The following is a 20,639-nucleotide window of genomic DNA, read 5'->3' as shown; positions in this document are numbered from 1 at the left end:
CTACCGCACTTTACGGATCCGAATGGGTCCCCTGGCAGTGGAGGGATCAACCACTGAACCACCCTGGGTGATCTCCACCTCGCCGGCATCCACCAGCCGCCGGGCGGCCTTGCGGGCAGGCTCCATGAGGTCGCGCCAGTTCTCGCCGCCGACTGCGCGCGCAGCATCCGACGGGCAGATGGTGGACGTGGCCGCTCTTGCAGCCAGAAGTTCCAGGATGCTGGCCTCCAGCTGCCGGTCGATCCCGCCATGGGCCTGTTCCTTGTCCGGCCGCCCGTTTGTCATGACGAACGGGTCAATCAGAAGGTGCGCCGGGGGACGGCGCGCTCGTACTGCGGTGCCCAGGTGATGTCATGGCCCAGCTCGAAGGCGGCACGCAACCACCAGTGCGGGTCCCGGAGCGCGGCCCGGGCAATAAAGACGCCGTCAGCCTGTCCGGTCGCAACCGCATGTTCGGCCTGGCCTGCCGAGGTCAGGAGGCCCACGGTGCCGGTGGGTACTCCCGCGTCCCTGCGAATGGCGGCAGAGAACCCCGTTTGGTATCCGGGCCCCGCCTTGATCTGCTGATGGGCTACGGCTCCTCCGCTGGAAACGTCAACGAGGTCCACGCCGTGCCGGGCAGCCTCCTGCGCCAGCCGCACGGAAGCCGCGAGGTCAACCCCGCCGTCGGCCCAGTCACTGGCCGAAATCCTCAGGAGCAGGGGCATGGAGTCCGGAAGACCGCCCGCACCGCATCAACCACAGCAAGCATCAGGCGGTTCCGCCCTGTTTCGTCCCCGCCCCAGGCGTCGGTCCGCGTGTTGATCAGCGGGCTCTGGAACTGGTGCAGCAGGTAACCGTGCGCACCGTGGATTTCCACCGTATCGAACCCGGCGTCGACGGCGCGGACCGCGGCGGCCGCGAAGTCGCCGATCACCCCTTCAATCTGTTCCGCGCTCATCGCGGCGGGTGCGGCGTAGCCGTCGAAGGCCGACGGTGAGGGCCCCACTGTGGTCCACCCGCCGTCGGACTCCGGGACACTGCCGTGCTTGCCGGAGAAGGGCCAGTATGTTGAGGCCTTCCGGCCCGCATGGGCCAACTGGACGCCGATTTTTGCTTCCGCCGCACCGTGCCGGTGCACAAAGGACGTGATCCTCTGCCAGGCTTCGGCCTGGGCATCGTTGTACAGGCCGGCGTCGCGCGGGCTGATCATGCCCTCGTGGTTTACGGCGGCAGCCTCGGTGAGGATCAGCGCGGCGCCGCCGGCGGCAAAGGAGCCCAGGTGCATCAGGTGCCAGTCGTGTGGAACGCCGGGCGCGGCGTCGGCATCGCAGCTGTATTGGCACATGGGCGATACCCAGCCGCGGTGCTGGAGCTCAAGCGAACGGAGCTTCAGCGGCTCAAATAAAGCGGACATTAGAACAGCACCCGCGCGAGTGCCTGGCGCGCTTTGGCAACCCGGTCGTCCGCAGCACCCACAACGTCGAACAGCTCAAGCAGGCGGACGCGCGCAGTCTCGCGCTCCGGGCCGAAATTCCTGCCGATGAAACTGACCAGGCGGTTCAACGCGTCCTCCACGTGCCCGCCGGCAACATCCAGGTCAGCGACGGCAAGCTGTGCCTGCAGGTTGTCCGGCTCGTTGGCGGCATTGGCGCGCAGTGCTTCGCTGTCCTCGGCCGAGAGCGGCTGGAGACGCTCCATCAGCTCCACCTGGGCCAGCCCCGCCTTGGCCTCATGGTCGGCGGGCATCTCGTTCAGGGCCTGCCGGTAGGCTTCGGCCGCCGCCGCGTAGTCGCCTGCTTCGATGGCGTCAAAGGCCGTCTGGTGGAGCGGCGGCAGCGGGGCGGGCCCGTCTTCCTGCGCGGCACCCCCGCCGAGGCTTCCGGTCACGCCGTTAGCCGCGGCCACCTTCAGCAGTTCGTCAAGCAGGCCGCGGACCTGCTGTTCGTCGGCGCCGCCCTGGAAAAGCGGAACCGGCTGGCCCTTGAGTACGGCGACTGCGGTGGGCACGGCCTGCACCTGGAACGCCTGGGCCAGCTGCGGGAACGCCTCGATGTCGGCCGCTCCCAGGACCAACCGGCCGCCGTAGCTGTCCACCACGCGTTCCAGGACGTCCAGCATGGTTGCCGATTCGGGTGAGTAGGAAGCCCACAGGGCGAAAACTACAGGTACCTGCGCGGACAGTTCCACCAGTTGCTGGAAGTTGCCCTCGGTCACGTTGACCACCAGTTCGGGAGCACCGGGAGTGACGCCGGGCTGCGTTCCTCCCGGCGCTTCCGGTCCCGATGGCGGGGCGGCCGCGGCGGGGCGCTGCTTCAGCGAAGAAAGGTCGACGGCGCCGCGCAGGTTAAGCGGGTTGGCAGCGGCAGGAGGGACTGGGCGGGAAGCTGGCGAACTCATGCTTTCCACTCTAGCCACTCCGGCCGCTGCCGGGGGTAATGCAGGGACGGCGCCTACTTGAAGCTGGCGCCCACCAGGCCGCGGGTGGCGGCCACAAGCTTCATGGGGTCGGTGGAGCCGGCCGGGGGAACGTAAACGGCCACGGACTCGGCGAAGCCCAGGACCATCCCGGTGGTGGTTTCCTTGCCGCCGGCCAGGGCTGCGGCGTCGTCACCGATGGTGAGCTTGTCACCGGCAGCCTTCGGCGTTCCCTCGAAGCCGAAGTTAATCCGGCCCAGGACCAGGGCGCCGCCGTCGGCAGTGCGGAACACCACAGTGCTTTCGGGGACAACCTTGTGCGTGAAGGAGAAGTTGCCGTTCTCGCCCGCCTTGACCACTTCAGCCTGGTAGGACAGCGTGTCCGCGATGTACGGCGAGGACTCGCCCTCCACCAGCTTGTCCTTGAACGCGGACTCGGCGGTGGTAAGTCGGTCGGCCAGGCCGGACATGGCTTCCTCGCCGCTGTAGAGCAGCCCGGTCTTGTCACCGGCTGCCAGCGTCTCGGTACCGTCCCGGTTAATGGTGGGGAAGGTGGTACCGGGCTGGAGCGGGTTGGTCTCCACGAGCTTGTAGTTCTCGCGCGGTGATGCCTGGACCATTGTCAGGAGTTGCGGAACCACGTTGCCGTCGCCCTGCGTCACGGCAAGGACGGACCGCGGCCAGTCGCGGTTGCTGGTGACCACGGTGGTGAGGAGCTTGGTGGAACGAACAGGCATGCGTGCCTCGTAGGATCCCACCTGGGAGCGGATCTTGTAGTTCTGGGTCCGGACTTCAAGCTCGGTCCCGCCCACGCGGTCGGCGAGCTTTGCTGCATCCTTCGCTGCGTCGCCGGCGTCCGCTGCGCTGGAGACCTGCTCCAGGACGCGGCGGAACTGGGCGTCCAGCAGCACGGGCGAGCCAGACTGCTCCTGCGCGGCGGCTGAAGCATCCGTGGACGGCTCGGGGGCGGGCGAGGCAGCACCTGCGGCCACACCGGTTCCGGCCACAACAGCAGCCGCAACCACTCCGGCGGCGGCCATGGTCACCCGCGAGGAGGAACGCGCCTCAGTCCTGGCACGGGCACGCTGGGCGAAACCGCTGCCCTTGCCGTCGCCTTCGCCATTGCGCTTGCGCATCGAGAGCAGCGCGAGGACGATCCCGCCGAGGGTCAGGAGCGAGCCCAGCACCATCAGTGGAACTGCCCACGGGGTGGAGGTGTCGTTCGGGAACGTCATGGAGATGGAGGCCGGAGCGGGCTGGGTGCCGTCGGAGGCCAGCAGGAGGGTCCAGTCGCCGTCGGCCGGGGGCGTCCAGGAGTACTCCAACTCGCCGCTGGCGTTCTCCGTGGAAACCCAGAGGTCCGAACCTGCGGGGTTGGGCGCTGTCGCTTCGCCGTCTGCGTGTTCCACCGACAGCGACGTACCGTCCTCCGAAACCCCCGTCACGGTGTTGTGCGCCGTCTGGCCCACCCAGGCGTCCACGTCATCGGGACGCCCTGATGCCAGCAGGAAGTTGCCATCACCCTCGATGTTGATCTTGACGGTGCCGCCGTGCAGGGTGCGCAGGTTCTGGTCAATGACGGTCAGTGGCGCAGCCCCGGCATCAGCCGGCGCAGTGGCCGTGAAAGTCTCGGACGGCGCCCAGATGGTTCTCTGGCCGATACCGGCCAGCAGTGTCAGGAGGCCGAGCAGCACGAGTGCGACTGCAGTCTTTAAACGCAAGGGAACACCTATCATCAGCGGGGGTTTACCTTCAATAGTAACGGTTTGGTTACCGGGACCCTGGTCCGGACGCCCGAAACGCCCCTTCCTCCGCCCCCGAAAGGGGCCCTCCGCAGGTGTTGACAAGGCTGCTGATAGTGTTTGCGATGATCATCACACCGGCCCGCACCAGCGGCGCCACGCACTGAACAGGCCCTAAATTCCAGTGACTGACAAGACGGACGAGTCCTCCGCGGCACACGAGAATCCGACGGGTGCTGAGCCTTCGGCAGGCGCTCCGCAGGTCCCTGCGCCTGTGCGCCGGACGGGGGCAGCCGCGGCGGCCCTCGGACTGGTGGTACGCCGCCTTCGCCAGCCGCTGCCCGGCGCCCAGCCGAGGCTCCGCTTTGAGATGCCGCCCGAGTACTCCCACCAGGACAACAAGGCGGCCGGTGTGTCCGGCGAGGTGGAGCCGCAGTTCGGAGATCCCGGCCCGCGGATGTCGCCGCAGCATCCCCTGTACATGGGATTCATGGGTACCGTGGGTGTGGGCCTGGCCCTGCTGGTCTACTGGATCGGGTCCAACACCACGCAGCTGCTGCTGTGGATCGTGGCTGCGCTGTTCATCTCACTGGGCCTGGAGCCGGTGGTGGGCTGGCTGGAAAGCCGCAAGATCCCCCGCCCTGCCGGAATCCTGGTGTCCGTCACCGTGCTGGTGAGCGCCGTCGTCGGGTTTTTTGCCACCCTTATCCCCACGATCGTGGAGCAGGTTACGGAAATTGTCCAGCAGGCACCTGTCTGGGTACGGGACTTCATTGATTCAGACTTCTTCCGCAGCCTCGATGACCAGTTCGGCGTCCGGGACAGGATTACGGAGGAGCTGGACAAGTTCGTCAACGACCCCGCTGCAGTAGGCGGAATTTTCGGCGGTGTGGTGACCTTCGGATCGACGGTGGCCAACGGCCTGTTCGGCACCCTGATTGTGCTGGTACTGAGCCTGTACTTCCTGGCTGCCCTGCCGGCCATGAAAAAGTGGGGTTACCGGCTGGCACCCCGTTCCCGCCGTGACCGAGTGGAGGCGTTGTCCGAGGAGATTACCCGCTCGGTGGGCAATTACGTGATCGGCCAGGCCTGCGTGGCCCTGCTGAATGCCACATTCGCCTTCATCGTGATGTCAATCGTAGGGGTCCCCTTCGCACTCCTGCTGGCGTTCGTGGTGGCCCTGCTCGCCTTTATCCCTTTGGTGGGCGGGCTGATTGCGGGTGTGCTGGTAGTCCTCATCGCGCTCACCGAAGGCTGGCAGACCGCTACAATTTACGCCATTTGCTACTTTGCATACCTGCAGTTCGAGGCGTACTTCATCTCCCCGCGCATCATGCAGAAGGCAGTCGCCGTGCCGGGTGCAGTGGCAGTCATTTCCGTTATCGCCGGCGGCAGCGTGCTGGGTGTACTCGGCGCCCTGATTGCCATTCCCACGGCGGCCGCCGTCCTGCTGCTGATCCGGGAAATTTACATCGTGCGTCAGGACAAGCACTGACCCACGGCCCCTGAGCCCGGCTTAGGCCGGGGCGTTGGCCGCGGGTCCGTCCCATTCCTGCGGCAGGCTGGTCCCGCCAGGGCCTGCTCCGGTGACCTCATCCACAATCTCGTTCAGGACGCGCCCGGCGTACTTCTCCCCCACCCACAGATGCTTGGCGCCTGTGACTCCCACAACGCGGGCCTGGGGCACCAGGGTGAAGCGAGCGGCTGCGGCCTCCGGCTGCAGGTAGTCATCGTGCTCGGGCACCAGGACCTTGAGTGGTTTTCCTGACTGTGCCCATTCCAGCAGGTGCGCATCCTTGGCCCGGTGCAGCGGCGGGGACAGCAGGACTGCGCCCTCGATCCGCGAAGCGACCGGCTCGGTGGCGCCGTACATCAGGGCAAGTTCGGTGCCGAAGGACCAGCCCACGAGCCACCGGTTGGGCAGGCCGCGTTCGACGGCGAAGCGGACGGCCGCCTCCACGTCATGCCGCTCCCCAACACCCTCCTCGAAGGCACCGGTGCTGGTACCCCGCGGGGACTCCGTGCCGCGGGTATTGAACCGCAGCACCGCGATACCGGCGAGCGCCGGCAGCCTGTAGGAGGCCTTGCGGTAGACGTGGGAATCCATAAATCCGCCGTGGGTAGGCAGCGGGTGCAGGGTAATCAGCGTGGCATTGACCGGGCCGGACTCCGGCAGCGCCAGTTCGCCCACCAAAACGTGGCCGTCCTCCGTCTCCAGCTCCACGTTTTCGCGCCGGGCCGGCAGGACAGTGGAGGCCCGGATGGGAGTGGGGCCGGTGGACTGGCTGTATTCATACGACGCCGGATCAAAAGTCATGCCTGCCAGCTTAGCGACAGCTGCGCCCCTCCCTTACCGGTAGCGGTAACTGCGGGTCATCCAGCAGTTGGTGTGCCAGTGGCGGCGTTCCGCCAGCCCGGCAGCGGCACCGAAGAGGTGGTCATCCTTCCAGACCACCAGGTGGGCAACCCCTGGCAGCACCGCGGTGGAACACTCGGGGCAAATGTAGGTCTTTTCGGCATTCCTTGCCGTCATGGTGCGCACCATCCAGTCGCCGTCCGGAGCGCTTTCCCGCCGGGCGATCCCTGCCCGCGCGCGTTCCAGGTCGAGTTCAGGGACCTCGCTGCTGCCCTTCCTTCCGGCCGCCCTGCCCGAAGCGGCACCGGATTTCCCGGACACGGGACGGCGGGGTCGGTTGGAGCGCGGCATGCATCCATTCTGCCCCAGCACGGGACCCGGCCAATCCCTGCAAGGTCCGCGTCATGCTTGACGCAGGACTTTCCCGGGGCGGAGGCCGGCGGCACCAGACGGTAGTCTGTACGGCGTGCGACTTGTCATAGCCCGATGCTCTGTTGATTATGTTGGCCGGCTCAAAGCCCATCTCCCCCTTGCCACCAGGCTGCTGCTGGTCAAGGCTGACGGCTCTGTGCTGGTCCACTCGGACGGCGGCTCCTATAAGCCGCTCAACTGGATGAGCCCGCCGGCCACCCTCCGGGTCTCCTCCCCCGAGGACGTGGACCTCGAACTGGGAGTTGTCGAGCAATGGACGGTGCAGTCGGCCAAGACGGACGACCGCCTGATCATCAATATCCACGAGAAACTCAGCGAGTCCTCCCACGACCTGGGTGTTGATCCGGGCCTGATCAAGGACGGTGTGGAGGCGGACCTGCAGCGCCTGCTGGCGGAACAGATTGAAACGCTGGGTGAGGGATACTCCCTGATACGCCGAGAGTACTTCACGGCCATCGGACCGGTGGACATCCTTGCCCGCGACTCGGGCGGCGGCACCGTGGCCATCGAGCTCAAGCGGCGCGGCGACATCGATGGCGTGGAGCAGCTCACCCGGTACCTCGAGTTGCTGAACCGCGATCCGCTGCTGGCGCCGGTACGGGGCATCTTCGCTGCACAACAGATCAAGCCGCAGGCCAAGGTCCTGGCCAACGACCGCGGTATCGACTGCGTCACCCTTGACTACGACGCCATGCGCGGCGTGGATGACAGCGAGTCCAGGCTTTTTTGACGGCTGCCATTCCCCGGTACTCCCCCTCCGGGCCAATGAGCCTATTTTGGTCCCGCCCAGGCTCGCACAAGGTCATTTAACCGACTTTTTGCCTAAAATTTAGGTGTTTCCCCGGCCAAACCGTTGACCTCCGCTGGGCAGCGTGAAATTGTTATCTCAGTCTTTGTGTAGGTGTTTTTCATGCTCGCAAGACATGTTGCGAGTGCGAAGCTCCTGCAGCGCCGGTCCCATTTCCGGACGGGCAATCCAGGATTCTTCTCACGGAGTGACCAAGGCCGGCACGAGGTGTGCCGATCTTAAGCAAGTTCCACAATGAGGAGAAATAAATGGCACAGGGAACCGTCAAGTGGTTCAACGCTGAAAAGGGCTTCGGCTTCATTACCCCGGATGACTCCGATGGTGATGTCTTCGTGCACTACTCGGAGATCCAGACCGGTGGATTCAAAACCCTCGACGAGAACCAGCGTGTTCAGTTCGAAATCGGCCAGGGTGCCAAGGGTCCCCAAGCAACCGGCGTAACGCTGGTCTAGTCCCCGCGTCTGGCCGCTAAATGCGGCCGGCAGCGAAAGAATGATCCCCGGCAATTATGCCGGGGATCATTTTTGTTGAATTACGGGTTTCATCCAGTGGCCGCGTTGGGCGGTCCTTCGCCGGCCTGGGCGTGCATTGTTGGTGCTAATTGGAAGAAGTTCAGTTCACCAATTTGCGCACCAGGCGCGCACCCTGCGGAAGGGAAAGCCCTGGCAAGTAGGCACGTGTTAATGCGCGGCCAATTGCGGGCAGGTGGAGCGGGTCCTGGTAATACAGGTAAAGGGCCCGGTACTCCGGCTTGAACCGGGACTTGAAGGCTGCCAGGGACCGGAATCCGTAGACCGGTTCCAGGGCATGTCCCACGAGGTCGAGGATCCGGACCAGGTTATCCGCTTCACCCTCCCGCGCGGAATCGCCGCCGGCTCCGGGGACACTTGCCAGCGGCGAACCCGAAAGGGAGATGACCTCCACCGAACTGCGCAGCTCGAGCACCGCAGAGGCGATCAGGAATTCCATCACTCCCGGGAACCCCTCGGCTCCCCGGCGCATAACGTCGAGCGTCCGGCTGACAAGCCGCCCGCCGTCGTAAACCGGGAGCCAGCTGGTCACTCCATGGACGGTGCCATCATCGTCTACGGCGAGGCAGCACAGTACCTCCCGGTCATCGAGCTCATCAATGCCGCCGAGGGTGAAGCCCATCTCGGGGACAGTCTTTCCAGCTGCCCATTCCTCGGAGACTTCACTCAGGCGTGAGCGCAGCGCCGCGGGCAGCGACTCATACGATCCCCAGACAGCCCTGACTCCCAACTTTGCCGCACGGTTCAGCGCAGTTCGGACGTTCTGCCACTCCTTGCCCTTGAATTCGAGCTCGCGAATGGCCAGCCGGGTCTCCTGCGCCACGGCAACCCGCGAGAAGCCGCGCTCCTGGAGCATGGGCCAGAGGGTGTCGTCGCAGGAGTAGAGCGCAGGGATCAGGGCCTGCTGGCCGCAGTGGGCCAAAAAGCCCGCCGTGACGTCCTTCTGCGACCGCACCGGACCGAAGGCTCCGCCCAGGGTCAGCGCCACGCTGCCGTGCCGCTGGAAGGCCACCGCCCCCCGGCCGTCGGGACTGAACCAGTACTCATTGGGTTCCCAGAGCGCCATCCAGGAAAGCGGTCCGCCGCCCTGGTGAAGCAGCTTGCGGGCCTGGATCCTGTCCTGCCGCCCGGAATCGTTGCCATGGTGTCCGCCCAGCAGCGCCCACCAAACGGCCGCCAGGGCAATCACCCAGAACACTGGACCGGAGTACGCAAAGAGGACAGCCTCCACACTGTTCCGGTCAGAGAAAAGTCGGTGGTAATGCTGCGGGATGGGAACGGGGACGTATTGCCGGGCGAGCTCCGCGAACAGTCCCAGCAGGCCGCCGTCGCGGGTCAGCCCGCCTGCCCAGAACCAGGCAACCGCGTAGGCGCCGGCAAGGACGAGCCACGTTCCGCCCACCACCAGCCCCAGCGTCCGCCGGGCGGAGGGCAGCGTCTGTACGCGGAAATGCCGCCGGTTGAACCAGAGGAGCACCGCCAGCAGCAGCGGTACCCCCACCAGCGGAAGCACGTGGGCGAAGGCAGATCCCATCGGCGCGGCGGACGGCCCGGGCAGCCGGGACGGAACCAGGGCGAACAGCGCCAGGTAGACGGCCGCCAGCCCGGTTACTGCGAACTGGATGGCGAGGGCGATGTTGAGGGCCAACCGCCGGCCGCGGCGCATGCCGTCCGCACAGATCAGCAGCAGGACCACCGGAACAACTGCAAGCGCAAGGCCGAAGGGTCCGGCGAAACCCGCCCTGCCCGCTTCGAGGCAGGATGCTTCCACTGTGGCGCCGCAGTTGAACGCCAGCTGGCTGAATGTGGGCATCGGATTCAGCACGACGTCACGCAGGAGCGCCAGCGGGCCGGTGGGTGCCCGCGCTATACCCGTGAGGATCGGACCCACCGCGAACACGGCGACGGTGAGGGCGAGGAGGTTCCGGGTTTCCCTGCCGGTGGACCGGTGCCGGTGGAGGTGGCCGTGGTCGCCCTGGATCCACCACCCGGCCAGGAGTCCCAGGACAGCGCCCAGCAGCCCGATGACCGTTTCAGCATGCCCAATGTAAAGCACCAGCAGGAGCGAGATGGACAGTATGCCCGTGCGCAGCCGGCGCTGCCACAGGACCGGCAGCGTTCCACTCGCCGCGAGTGCCGTGGTCAGGACTGCCGGATAGGGTCCGATCAGGATGTCATCAGCCATCCGGTCAAGCCATCCGTCGCCCGCGTAGCCTGCCAGTTGGGTGAGCAGCAGGAACAGCGTCACCGCTGCGAACTGGCCGCCGAAGAAGAACGCGGCCGCTGCAGGTGATCCCAGCCGCCGTTCGGCAGGGCCCAGCAACAGCAGGATCATCAGGGATGCGGCAACGTAGGCCATCGGGTTGGTGGCGAAGAAGAGGCTGGTGAACAAGGACCACCAATTGCCCTCGCGCAGCCCCGGCCCGCTGACTCCTGCCACATCGAGCAACTGCTCAGGAGGCCCCGCCATATAGCTGCCGGTGATGGCTCCGGTTGCCAGGAACACCACCAGCACGGCCATGGAGAACGGCATCGATTTCAGCGCCTCGATGATCCGGTTCCGGGCCGGGCGTCCCACGGTGGTCCACGCCAGGGTTGCTGTGCGGACCGGCTGTCCGGAGCTCACTGCTGGAGTCCCCACCGTTCGGCCAGGAACTGCAGTGCATCGGCAATCCGCTTGGACGACACATCCCACGAGTGTCCGGTGTGTTCCACCTCGTGGGCCCGCACACTGAAGCCGGCGTCCCGGGCCGCTGCGGCCAGTGTGTGAAGGTACGCCACAAATTCGGGGTCGTCCTGGCCGGCAGTGAGGTAAGCCCCGCTGGACTCAAAGCTGCGTTCCTTCATGATGGCAAGGGGCGTCTGCCGTTCAAACAAGTCCGGTTCCCCCGGGAAGGCGGCGTCAATGGTTTTCTGCCGTTCCTTGGCTATCGCCGGTTCGGCTTCGCCGGAGAAGGAGAGGACTGACGGAAACAGTCCGGGGTGCCGGGTTCCCATTTGCAGGGCGCAGGTGCCGCCGAAGGAGAATCCGCCGATGGCCCACTGGTGGTGGTTGGTGTCCACTGCAAGGGTGGTGCTGATCCATTCCGTGACATCCCGGGAAAGGTAGGTATCGGCCTTGGCTATGCGGCTGTCCATACACATGGTGTTGGCGGACTGGGCGCCGTTCGGGTCGGGCACCACCACCACTGGTGCGACCCCGCCGTGGGACTGTGCGAACGAGTCCATGTGGGTCTGAATGCTGCCCCCGGTAATCCAGTCAGCGGGGCCGCCGGGCTGGCCGGCTACCAGGACAAGCACCGGAAGGGCAGGACGCTTCTCTGAGAAGTATGCGGGCGGCAGGTAGATATAGGCTTCGCGCGTATCCATGCCGGAAAGGACGCCGGGGATGGCGGACCTGCGGAGCACTCCCCCGCCCGGCAGCGCGCCCTGGGGTGCCCACCCAAGGAGGGGGACGCCGTCGGCCTCACCTGGCTGGCGCATCAGCTCCGGTTCGAGGGCGGGGATTCGGGCCAGCGCCGTGCCGAACAGGTCATCCACAGTTCGGTTCAGTCCAAAATAGGCATTGATCTGGACAGATGAAAGGGCCACAACCAGAACTACTGCCGCCAGGCCGGTGGCGCGTCGGCGCCAACTGCTCCGGGGCAGCCGGAGCAGGAACAGGATCAGGGCGGCGACACAGGGCACCACCCACAGCAGCACCTGATCCGGAATGTTGTCCGGAAACACGGAGAAGACGTTGATGAGGGCCCAGTGGACCATGGCCACCAGCGCGAAGCAATGGCGGCAGCGGCGGTGGCGCGGAGAATCCAGCGCCGCGCGCGGATGTGGGAGGGCGGCGCCAGGAGATAGAGAGCGCCTGCCAGGCCCAGGACGAGGGAACCCCAGTACACCGGGCCCTCGGTGAGCCGGAGATCGAAGAACCAGTCCACGCGGGCTAGCGCCAGGTACCCACGCCGATGACCGGCCCGGCCTCAAGCCAGGACGAGAGACCGGCATAGGCGTCGAATTTCATGGCAAGGCGCAGGTCCTGGCCTTCATACCGCAATTCGACGATGACGACGTCAGGCTGGACCTTGACGGCCTCAGCTTCGGTGGGCTTGCGCCGGCCCAGCAGTTCGAGCGAATGACGCTTGAACTTGTGCTTGGGACGGACGCTCAGCGAGAGCAGCCGGAACCACTCGAGGTCGTTGTCCTGATAACGACAAACCCCCATCTGCCAGCTGTTACCAGCAACGCAAATGGAGGCGTCCACCGTGCCGAGGGCACGCCGCAGATTGAAGCGGCGCACCCCCGAAAGGCACAGTGCAAATATCAGCAATCCAAAAACGATTGCCATGGCGATGAACGGAAGACTCGGTGCGTCCATCAAGGTGGTGCTAGCGGATCCCAGCGGTAGCCGAGCCGCCCAGGTGGGCGTTGTCAGCAACAATAACCACGCGGTTGTTGTCGACGGAGAAGAATCCGCCGTCCACATCTACAGCGATACGGTCACCGGACACCGGCTGGATGGCCAGTTCACCCTCGGCCAGGATCGCCAGCAGGGGCGAGTGGCCGGGCAGGATTCCGATTTCACCATCGCTGGTGCGGGCCTTGACCATCTTGGCCGCTCCGGACCACACGAAGTGGTCCGCTGCGACAATCTCAACCTCAAGCTCAGCCATATTACTTGGTCTGTTCCTGGATCTTGGCCCACTGGCGCTCAACGTCATCAAGGCCACCGACGTTGAAGAACGCCTGCTCCGCAATGTGGTCCAGCTCGCCGTCGCAGATGGCGGTGAAGCCTTCAACGGTGTCCTTGATGGAAACCGTGGAGCCCTCGACGCCGGTGAACTGCTTGGCGGTGTAGGTGTTCTGCGAGAGGAACTGCTGGATGCGGCGTGCACGCGACACAACGATCTTGTCCTCTTCGGAGAGTTCGTCAACACCGAGGATGGCGATGATGTCCTGGAGTTCCTTGTTCTTCTGCAGGATCTGCTTCACACGGACGGCCGTGTTGTAGTGGTCCTTGCCGATGTACTGGGGATCCAGGATGCGGGAGGTCGACGTCAGCGGGTCAACGGCCGGGTACAGACCACGGGAGGCGATTTCACGGGAAAGTTCCGTGGTCGCGTCGAGGTGTGCGAAGGTCGTGGCCGGAGCCGGGTCGGTGTAGTCATCTGCGGGAACGTAGATGGCCTGCATCGAGGTGATGGAGTGGCCCTTGGTGGACGTGATGCGCTCCTGCAGGAGACCCATCTCATCAGCCAGGTTGGGCTGGTAGCCCACGGCCGACGGCATGCGGCCGAGGAGGGTAGAAACCTCGGAACCTGCCTGCGTGAAGCGGAAGATGTTGTCGATGAAGAGCAGCACGTCCTGGTTCTGCACATCGCGGAAGTACTCCGCCATGGTCAGGGCAGACAGGGCCACGCGCAGGCGCGTTCCCGGCGGCTCATCCATCTGGCCGAATACAAGGGCGGTGTCCTTGAGGACGCCTGCCTCTTCCATTTCAACCCAGAGGTCGTTGCCTTCACGGGTACGCTCGCCAACACCGGCGAATACCGAAGTACCACCGAAGTTGCGGGCAACACGCGTGATCATTTCCTGGATCAGAACGGTCTTGCCCACGCCGGCGCCGCCGAACAGGCCGATCTTGCCACCCTTGATGTACGGGGTGAGAAGGTCGATGACCTTGATGCCGGTTTCGAGCATCTCGGTGGAGCCTTCGAGCGAAGCGAAACTCGGAGCCTTGCGGTGGATGGGCCAGCGTTCGCTGATCTCCAGTTCCGCTTCGGTAACGTCCAGGGGCTGGCCCAGGACGTTGAAGATGTGTCCCTTGACGCCGTCGCCGACGGGTACGGAAATCGGCGCACCGCTGTCCACTACGGACGTACCGCGGACAAGTCCGTCGGTGGCCTGCAGGGAGATGGCGCGGACGAGGTTGTCACCCAGGTGCTGGGACGTCTCGAACGTGATGGTCTTGGTCTCACCGTTGAGAGTGATCTCGGTGGTGAGTGCGTTGTAGATGGACGGGATTGCGTCAGCCGGGAATTCGACGTCGACAACCGGGCCGATTACGCGCGCAATGCGGCCGGTGGCACCGGACCTTGCGGCTACGTGTTCGGTAGCAGTGGCAGTCATCTCTCTCACTTCACTCAGTAGATGGCGTGGGTTTAAGTTTATCTGTGGTGGTGCAGGTCCAGCGGAACCGGGCCTTGCAGGCTAGGACGCGAGGGCGTCTGCGCCGGCAACGATCTCGGACAGCTCCTGCGTAATTTCAGCCTGGCGGGCCGTGTTGCGCAGACGCGTGTACTTCTTGATGAGGTCCGTAGCATTGTCGCCTGCGGACTTCATGGCCCGCTGGCGTGCAGCAAGCTCGGAAGCCGCTGCCTGCAGCATGGCCGCGAAGATACGTGACTCGATGTAGCGCGGCAGCAGAGCGTCAAGAACACGCTCGGTTTCCGGCTCGAACTCGTACAGCGGCAACAGGTCCGACTCAGAAGCAGCCTGCTCTTCCACTACTTCCAGGGGAAGCAGGCGGATGACTGTGGGCTCCTGGGTAACCATGGACTTGAAGCGGGTGTACACCACGTGGATTTCGTCCACGCCGCCCTCTTCAAAGTCGGTTGCGAAATCTGCCAGCAGAGCTTCGCCGACTTCGCGCGCGGTAGTGAACTCGGGTGCGTCGGTGCCTCCGGTCCAAACCCGTGAGTATTCACGGTTCCGGAACTCGAAGTAGGCCTGCGCCTTGCGTCCGACGAGGTACGTCTTGACTTCCTTGCCTTCAGCGTGGAGCAGCTCGTTGAGACCCTCCACCTGCTTCAGCACACTTGCCGAGTACGAACCAGCCAGGCCACGGTCCGAGGTGATTACCAGGACGGCGGCACGGCGGATCTGCTCCGGCTCGGTGGTCAGCGGGTGGTCGATTTCGCTTTGGCTGGCGACAGCAGAAACGGCGCGCGTGATCGCGTTCGCGTAAGGCAGTGAAGCTGCTACGCGCGCACGGGCCTTGCCGATGCGCGAGGTAGCGATCAGTTCCATCGCCTTGAAGATCTTGCGCATCGACGTGGTCGAGCTGATCTTCTGGCGGTAGACCCGAATCTGGGCTCCCATACTTATCCTTTCCTAACATTCCGTAGACCGCGTGTGCCGGACCCCGTGGGCCCGGCACACCCGGTCAGTGGAATTAGCGCTTCTGCTTGACGATTTTTTCCTGGTCGACATCGCCCTCGGAGATAGCGCTGTGCTCCTCGTGGCCGGCGCCTACCAAGTGGTTGTCACCTTCACCGAAGAAGCCCTTTTTGAAGGCCACGATGGCGGACTTCAGCGCTGCCACGGTGTCATCGTCCAGCACGTTGGTCTGCGCCAGCGTGGTGAGGATCGAGGACTTGTGAGTGAGGTGCTCCAGGAACTCCGACTCGAAACGGTTGATGTCCTCAACCGGCACGTCGTCGAGGTAGCCGTTGGTGCCTGCCCAGATCGATACAACCTGGTTCTCCACCGGGAACGGCGAGTACTGGCCCTGCTTGAGCAGTTCCATCAGGCGTGCGCCACGGGTGAGCTGCTGGCGTGAAGCGGCGTCCAGGTCAGAGGCGAACATGGCGAATGCCTGCATGTCGCGGTACTGGGCGAGGTCCAGCTTCAACGTACCGGAGACCTTCTTCATGGACTTCACCTGTGCGGCGCCGCCCACGCGGGACACCGACACACCAACGTCAACAGCAGGACGCTGGTTGGCGTTGAAGAGGTCCGACTGGAGGAAGATCTGGCCATCGGTGATGGAGATGACGTTGGTCGGGATGTAGGCCGAAACGTCGTTGGCCTTGGTCTCGATCAGCGGCAGACCGGTCATGGAACCTGCGCCCAGCTCGTCGGAGAGCTTTGCACAACGCTCGAGCAGGCGGGAGTGCAAGTAGAACACGTCGCCCGGGTAGGCTTCGCGTCCCGGCGGACGGCGGAGCAGCAGCGACACTGCACGGTAAGCCTCAGCCTGCTTGGAAAGGTCATCAAACACGATGAGGACGTGCTTGCCGCCGTACATCCAGTGCTGCCCGATGGCCGAGCCGGCGTAGGGTGCGAGGTACTTGAAGCCAGCGGGGTCGGAAGCGGGAGACGCCACAATGGTGGTGTACTCCAGCGCGCCGTTGTCCTCGAGGGTCTGGCGGATGGCGGCAATGGTTGACGCCTTCTGGCCGATCGCCACGTAGATGCAGCGCACCTGCTTGGTCACATCGCCCGAAGCCCAGTTGGCCTTCTGGTTGATGATGGTGTCGATCGCAATGGCGGACTTGCCCGTCTGGCGGTCACCAATGATGAGCTGGCGCTGGCCGCGGCCGATCGGGATCATGGCGTCGATAGCCTTGAGTCCGGTCTGCATCGGCTCGTGCACCGACTTGCGCTGGGTCACGCCCGGAGCCTGGAGCTCCAGTGCGCGGGTGGTCTCGGCCTTGATCTCGCCGAGGTCGTCGATGGGCACGCCCAGCGGGTCAACAACACGGCCGAGGAAGGCGTCGCCCACGGGTACGGACAGAACCTGTCCGGTGCGGTGCACTTCCTGGCCTTCTTCGATGCCGGTGAAGTCGCCGAGGATGATGACGCCGATTTCGCGGACGTCAAGGTTCTGGGCGAGGCCCAGGGTGCCGTCCTCGAAGCGCAGCAGCTCGTTCGCCATGACCGAGGGAAGGCCCTCAACACGGGCGATGCCGTCACTAGCGGTGGTTACGCGGCCGACCTCTACGCGCTCTGCGTTTCCGGGTTCGTAGGACGCCGCGAACTCGTTCAGCGCATTACGGACGTCGTCGGCGTTGATGGTCAATTCGGCCATCTGCAGTCCCTGCTCTCCTGTTTTGTGATCACCGTTGTCCACGGTGACCGGGGTTTCTATCAGTTGTGTTGTGCTTGTCCGGCTAGCCGGCCAGCTGGCGCTGCAGCTCGCCGAGGCGGGTGATGACCGAAGCGTCGAGCACTTCGTCACCTACCTGGACGCGGATGCCGCCAATGAGTGCCGGGTCAACGTTGACGTTGACCTTCAGTTCCCGCCCATACATTGCATTCAGGCCCGCCTGGAGGCGTGCAAGCTGCGTCGGTGTCAGGGGACGGGTCACGCTGACCGTTGCAATCCAGCGCTGCTGCCGCTTGGCCGCCAGTTCGGCGAACCGTTCCACAAGCCGGGTGGGCTTGATGCCGCGGGGCTGGGTAACTGCCTGCGTGATGAGGACTTTTGCTTCCTCGCTCGCGCCGGGCACCAGCTTCTCAGCGAGGGCAGCCTTGGCTGCAGCGCTGGCCTGTGGTTCGGACAGAGCACGTTGTACCTCGTGGCTGGAGGCAACGGCCTGGTTGAAGGAGAACAGATCGTTCTCCAGCTCTTCCAGGCCAGAGATTCCGGAGGCAGAAACGGCCGACTTGTTTTCAGCAACGGAAATGACCACCGTTGCGGCAAGAGTCTCGAGTGCATCGCCGATATCCCGGGCGGTTGCCCAGCGTGAGCCGGCCAGCCCGCCCGCGATCTCTGCAGCATCAGCGGAGACTTTTCCGCCAACCAGCTGCCTGACCAGCGCCGACTTTTCGTCACCGTTGCGGGACGGGTCAGTCAGGGCGCGGCGCAAGCCAGCCGAGCTGTCCACCATTCCCAGAATTCCGAAGAGTTCCTTTGCCAGCTGCAGTGACGCCGTCGGAAGCTTCGCTTCCAACCCGGCCAGCCCTGTTGCCAGCGATTCGCTCGATACGCCTGCCATTACTTAGCTGCACCTGCGTTCTGGGTCTCCAGATCTGCAAGGAAGCGGTCCACTACCCGTGCTGCGCGCTGGTCGTCGTTCAGCGATTCGCCAACGATGCGGCCGGCGAGGGTGGTGGCCAGGGTGCCTACCTCCGAACGCAGGGACACAACGGCCGCCTGGCGCTCGGATTCGATCTGGGCATGGGCCTGGGCCGTGATGCGGGCAGACTCTGCAGCTGCCTTTTCCTTGAGCTCCGCGAGAATCTGCGCACCTTCGGCGCGGGCTTCCTCACGGATGCGGTTCGCTTCGGCGCGGGCGTCGGTCAGCTGCTGCTTGTACTCTTCGAGTGCAGCAGACGCCTCAGCCTGGGCCTTTTCAGCCTTTGCGATGCCGCCTTCGATAGCCTCGGCACGCTCGGCGAAGGTCTTCTCGAACATCGGGACAACGAACTTGACCACGATGAACATGAGGATGGCAAAGCCCACGAGGACAACGCCCATTTCCCAGAGGTTGGGAACCAGGGGGTTGACTTCGCCCTCAGTGGCGGCTGAGATGATCAGCTGATTCATATTTCACCCGTCCTTTTCTACTCGGTTCTGAATGTTCGCTTAGTTCCGAAAGGACTAGCTAAGAACGAAGGCGAAGACGAGACCCAGGATGGCGAGGGCTTCGGTCAGCGCAAGGCCGAGGAATGCGATCGGCTGCAGTACGCGCTGTGCTTCCGGCTGGCGTGCGACGCCGTTGATGTAAGCAGCGAACACGAGACCCACACCGATACCACCGCCGATGGCCGAGAGGCCATAGCCGATGAGGTTGAGGGAGCCGTTGATGGTGCCTTCCATTTTTCTTCCTTTCAAGATGCCACCCATGTGGCAGGTTGTTTGGGTTGCTATCATCCCCGCGAGGGGAAGTTTAAGGGTGCCTAGTGGCTGTCGGCGTGGATTGCGCCTTCGATGTAGATCGCTGTCAGCAGGGTAAAGACGTAGGCCTGCAGGACCATGATCAGGGCTTCAAGCATGTACATGGCGATAGCGCCTGCGAGGACAAGCAGGGAGGTTCCCTTGAGCAGGATGTTCTCCTGCATGATGAGGAACTCGATGCCGTAACCGGCGATCATCACGATGAGGTGTCCTGCGAGCATGGTTGCGAACAGACGGAGGCTGTGCGTGACCGGCCGGACAATGAAGTTGGAGATGATCTCGATCGGGATGACGATCGGCAGAATGTACCAGGGAACACCCGAGGGCACGGTGGCCAGCTTGAAGTAGCGGAGTCCGTTCTTCTTGACGCCGATGGCGATCCAGGTGAAGTAGACAATGCCCGCCAGCACATATGCTCCGCCCACGTGCGAGAACGTGGGGAGCTGGAAGAACGGGATGGCACCGTAGATGTTGTTCACCAGGATGAAGAAGAACAGGCTGAACAACAGCGGGACGTACTTGATGAAGTCCCTGCCGCCGATGATGTCCTTGGCGATTCCGTTGCGGACGAAGCCGTAGGCGGCCTCGCCGGCGAACTGGAGTTTGCCGGGTACCAGCTGCTGCTTGCGTGCAGCGAGCACGAAGAAGACGGCGATAAAGACGACAGAGAGGAGGACCAGCAGCATCTGCTTGGAGAATCCTTCTGCGGCACCCCACGGCAGGATTGCCGGCAAATGCATTTCGTTAATACCAGGAGGAGTGAACTCTCCTGTATTTTGGGCCGGGAGCGCAAGCGCGATCAACGCGTTTCCTCTCTGCAGTGTCCATCATTGGGCGTTGGGCGGGGACCGGCAGCCTGACGGCCTGCTGTTCCCCCTGTGAAATTATTTGGCATTAGTGTCGCCGTCCTGGGACGGCCCGCTGGCAGCATGGCGCTCCCCAGCGTTTTTGCGAGAACTGGTAAGGCCATGCATGTGGGAAAGGTAAAAACCTCCGACGGCTCCAAGCAGAGCGCCTGCGAGCACGATCCAGCGCGTTCCCCACACGTAATCCAGTCCCCACCCTATCAAACTCCAGACGATGATTCCGCCAATGATGTAGCTGAATACGGCCATGCCGGCGTTGTATCCGCCGCTGGTTCCGTCCCTTGATACACCGGGGGCAGAGCCGTTCGAACCGCCTGTGCCGTTGGCACCGTTGGCGGGGTTCTTTGGATCACGCATCGCGGTTTTCCTTGGTCTCTGGATCGTTGTAGATCTGCAGGCGGGCTTTGCTGAAACCGTAAAGTTCTGCAGCCTGCCAGAGGACGACGGCGGTGACGGCACCGGCAATGAACCAGCGGGCTTGCAGCCACTGGGGAGCACCGATAACGAACAGGACCGCGGCGAATCCGACCACCTTCACGAAGTAGGTGGCGACGAACATGCCGATAGCCCCGGAGGGATTGTTACGTCCCACGAAGTGGCCCACCAGCAGGCTGATCCCGAAGAACAGCATCACCAGCAGGCCGCCCAAGGTACTGGACAGTGCACCGCTTCCGCCGTCAATAAGTGCTGCGGCGACTGCACACAGGGCCAGTCCGGCCGCTGCAACCACCGAACTCCGCTTCAGGAGGCCCAGCCAGAGGGACGGCGCGGGGCCGGATGCGCCAACGTTTCCGTTGCCGGACGCAGGTCCGGATTCGGCGTTGGAGGTCATTCGATCCCAATCGTCGGCACCACGAGGCAATGAGCCAGGAGGCAGTTTTGGAGGGCAGCTT

21 protein-coding genes and 1 pseudogene are annotated in these 20,639 nt (G+C 64.2%); 3 read left to right on the top strand and 19 right to left on the bottom strand.

Annotated features, from left to right (window positions below):
* The 4 genes and pseudogenes from ACFVYC_RS02395 to ACFVYC_RS02380 form a co-directional block, all read right to left on the bottom strand.
* Positions 1–285: a DUF3253 domain-containing protein gene (locus ACFVYC_RS02395; RefSeq protein WP_387546140.1), complete on the bottom strand. Its 285-nt coding sequence runs from the start codon at positions 283–285 to the stop codon at positions 1–3.
* Between the two features lie 14 nt (positions 286–299).
* Positions 300–1,396: pseudogene (locus ACFVYC_RS02390) on the bottom strand (NADH:flavin oxidoreductase/NADH oxidase).
* Complete coding sequence (locus ACFVYC_RS02385; protein WP_387546138.1) at positions 1,396–2,379, bottom strand: co-chaperone YbbN; 984 nt, start codon at positions 2,377–2,379, stop codon at positions 1,396–1,398. The pseudogene ACFVYC_RS02390 and the gene ACFVYC_RS02385 overlap by 1 nt, the downstream one beginning before the upstream one ends.
* Positions 2,380–2,432: 53 nt before the next feature.
* Positions 2,433–4,133, bottom strand: coding sequence for a hypothetical protein (locus tag ACFVYC_RS02380; protein ID WP_387546135.1), 1,701 nt, complete (start codon positions 4,131–4,133; stop codon positions 2,433–2,435).
* A 190-nt stretch (positions 4,134–4,323) separates the two neighbouring features.
* Here ACFVYC_RS02380 and ACFVYC_RS02375 point away from each other — a divergent pair, with 190 nt between their 5' ends.
* Positions 4,324–5,634, top strand: coding sequence for an AI-2E family transporter (locus tag ACFVYC_RS02375; protein ID WP_387546132.1), 1,311 nt, complete (start codon positions 4,324–4,326; stop codon positions 5,632–5,634).
* A 21-nt stretch (positions 5,635–5,655) separates the two neighbouring features.
* Here ACFVYC_RS02375 and ACFVYC_RS02370 read toward each other — a convergent pair whose 3' ends face one another.
* Both ACFVYC_RS02370 and ACFVYC_RS02365 read right to left on the bottom strand, forming a co-directional pair.
* Positions 5,656–6,456, bottom strand: coding sequence for an alpha/beta hydrolase (locus tag ACFVYC_RS02370; protein ID WP_387546130.1), 801 nt, complete (start codon positions 6,454–6,456; stop codon positions 5,656–5,658).
* Positions 6,457–6,489: 33 nt separating this feature from the next.
* On the bottom strand, positions 6,490–6,846 hold the full coding sequence (locus ACFVYC_RS02365) for an ATP/GTP-binding protein (protein WP_387546127.1): 357 nt from the start codon (positions 6,844–6,846) through the stop codon (positions 6,490–6,492).
* Between the two features lie 115 nt (positions 6,847–6,961).
* Here ACFVYC_RS02365 and nucS point away from each other — a divergent pair, with 115 nt between their 5' ends.
* Together nucS and ACFVYC_RS02355 are read left to right on the top strand one after the other, a co-directional pair.
* Entirely contained in the window at positions 6,962–7,657 is a 696-nt protein-coding gene (gene nucS, locus ACFVYC_RS02360; RefSeq protein ID WP_387546126.1) for an endonuclease NucS, read from the top strand.
* A 326-nt stretch (positions 7,658–7,983) separates the two neighbouring features.
* On the top strand, positions 7,984–8,187 hold the full coding sequence (locus ACFVYC_RS02355; RefSeq protein WP_011692441.1) for a cold-shock protein: 204 nt from the start codon (positions 7,984–7,986) through the stop codon (positions 8,185–8,187).
* 160 nt (positions 8,188–8,347) lie between these two features.
* On the opposite strand, the gene ACFVYC_RS02350 is transcribed toward ACFVYC_RS02355, so the two are convergent.
* From ACFVYC_RS02350 to ACFVYC_RS02290, 13 genes are all read right to left on the bottom strand, one after another.
* Complete coding sequence (locus ACFVYC_RS02350) at positions 8,348–10,891, bottom strand: bifunctional lysylphosphatidylglycerol flippase/synthetase MprF (RefSeq protein WP_387546123.1); 2,544 nt, start codon at positions 10,889–10,891, stop codon at positions 8,348–8,350.
* Entirely contained in the window at positions 10,888–12,027 is a 1,140-nt protein-coding gene (locus tag ACFVYC_RS02345; protein ID WP_387546121.1) for an alpha/beta hydrolase, read from the bottom strand. Before ACFVYC_RS02345 ends, ACFVYC_RS02350 begins: the two co-directional genes overlap by 4 nt.
* Before the next feature lie 175 nt (positions 12,028–12,202).
* A complete protein-coding gene (locus tag ACFVYC_RS02340) occupies positions 12,203–12,634 on the bottom strand; it encodes a DUF2550 domain-containing protein (protein WP_387546118.1) in 432 nt (143 codons plus the stop codon).
* A 10-nt stretch (positions 12,635–12,644) separates the two neighbouring features.
* Positions 12,645–12,929: a F0F1 ATP synthase subunit epsilon gene (locus ACFVYC_RS02335; protein ID WP_013601509.1), complete on the bottom strand. Its 285-nt coding sequence runs from the start codon at positions 12,927–12,929 to the stop codon at positions 12,645–12,647.
* Position 12,930: 1 nt separating this feature from the next.
* Positions 12,931–14,385, bottom strand: coding sequence for a F0F1 ATP synthase subunit beta (gene atpD / locus ACFVYC_RS02330; protein ID WP_387546115.1), 1,455 nt, complete (start codon positions 14,383–14,385; stop codon positions 12,931–12,933).
* 81 nt (positions 14,386–14,466) lie between these two features.
* Positions 14,467–15,357, bottom strand: a complete 891-nt coding sequence (locus tag ACFVYC_RS02325; protein WP_307094618.1) for a F0F1 ATP synthase subunit gamma — start codon at positions 15,355–15,357, stop codon at positions 14,467–14,469.
* A 73-nt stretch (positions 15,358–15,430) separates the two neighbouring features.
* The gene (atpA, locus tag ACFVYC_RS02320; protein WP_387546113.1) at positions 15,431–17,068 is read right to left on the bottom strand and encodes a F0F1 ATP synthase subunit alpha; all 1,638 of its coding nucleotides are present in this window, start codon (positions 17,066–17,068) and stop codon (positions 15,431–15,433) included.
* An 82-nt stretch (positions 17,069–17,150) separates the two neighbouring features.
* Positions 17,151–17,978 carry a F0F1 ATP synthase subunit delta gene (locus tag ACFVYC_RS02315; RefSeq protein WP_387546111.1) on the bottom strand — a complete coding sequence of 276 codons (828 nt, stop codon included), beginning with the start codon at positions 17,976–17,978 and terminating at the stop codon, positions 17,151–17,153.
* The gene (locus tag ACFVYC_RS02310) at positions 17,978–18,529 is read right to left on the bottom strand and encodes a F0F1 ATP synthase subunit B (RefSeq protein ID WP_387546108.1); all 552 of its coding nucleotides are present in this window, start codon (positions 18,527–18,529) and stop codon (positions 17,978–17,980) included. Before ACFVYC_RS02310 ends, ACFVYC_RS02315 begins: the two co-directional genes overlap by 1 nt.
* A 54-nt stretch (positions 18,530–18,583) precedes the next feature.
* Positions 18,584–18,802 (bottom strand): ATP synthase F0 subunit C, encoded by a 219-nt coding sequence (atpE, locus tag ACFVYC_RS02305; protein ID WP_011775261.1) that lies wholly within the window; start codon positions 18,800–18,802, stop codon positions 18,584–18,586.
* 80 nt (positions 18,803–18,882) lie between these two features.
* Positions 18,883–19,683, bottom strand: a complete 801-nt coding sequence (atpB, locus tag ACFVYC_RS02300; RefSeq protein WP_387546106.1) for a F0F1 ATP synthase subunit A — start codon at positions 19,681–19,683, stop codon at positions 18,883–18,885.
* An 81-nt stretch (positions 19,684–19,764) separates the two neighbouring features.
* A complete protein-coding gene (locus ACFVYC_RS02295) occupies positions 19,765–20,103 on the bottom strand; it encodes a hypothetical protein (RefSeq protein ID WP_387546104.1) in 339 nt (112 codons plus the stop codon).
* Positions 20,096–20,578 (bottom strand): hypothetical protein, encoded by a 483-nt coding sequence (locus ACFVYC_RS02290; RefSeq protein WP_387546101.1) that lies wholly within the window; start codon positions 20,576–20,578, stop codon positions 20,096–20,098. Before ACFVYC_RS02290 ends, ACFVYC_RS02295 begins: the two co-directional genes overlap by 8 nt.
* Between the last annotated feature and the right edge of the window lie 61 nt (positions 20,579–20,639).

Source organism: Pseudarthrobacter sp. NPDC058329, from assembly GCF_042879835.1.
Taxonomy (GTDB): domain Bacteria; phylum Actinomycetota; class Actinomycetes; order Actinomycetales; family Micrococcaceae; genus Arthrobacter.
Note: the sequence above shows the minus strand (reverse complement) of the source record. Positions and strands in the feature narration are given on the sequence as shown.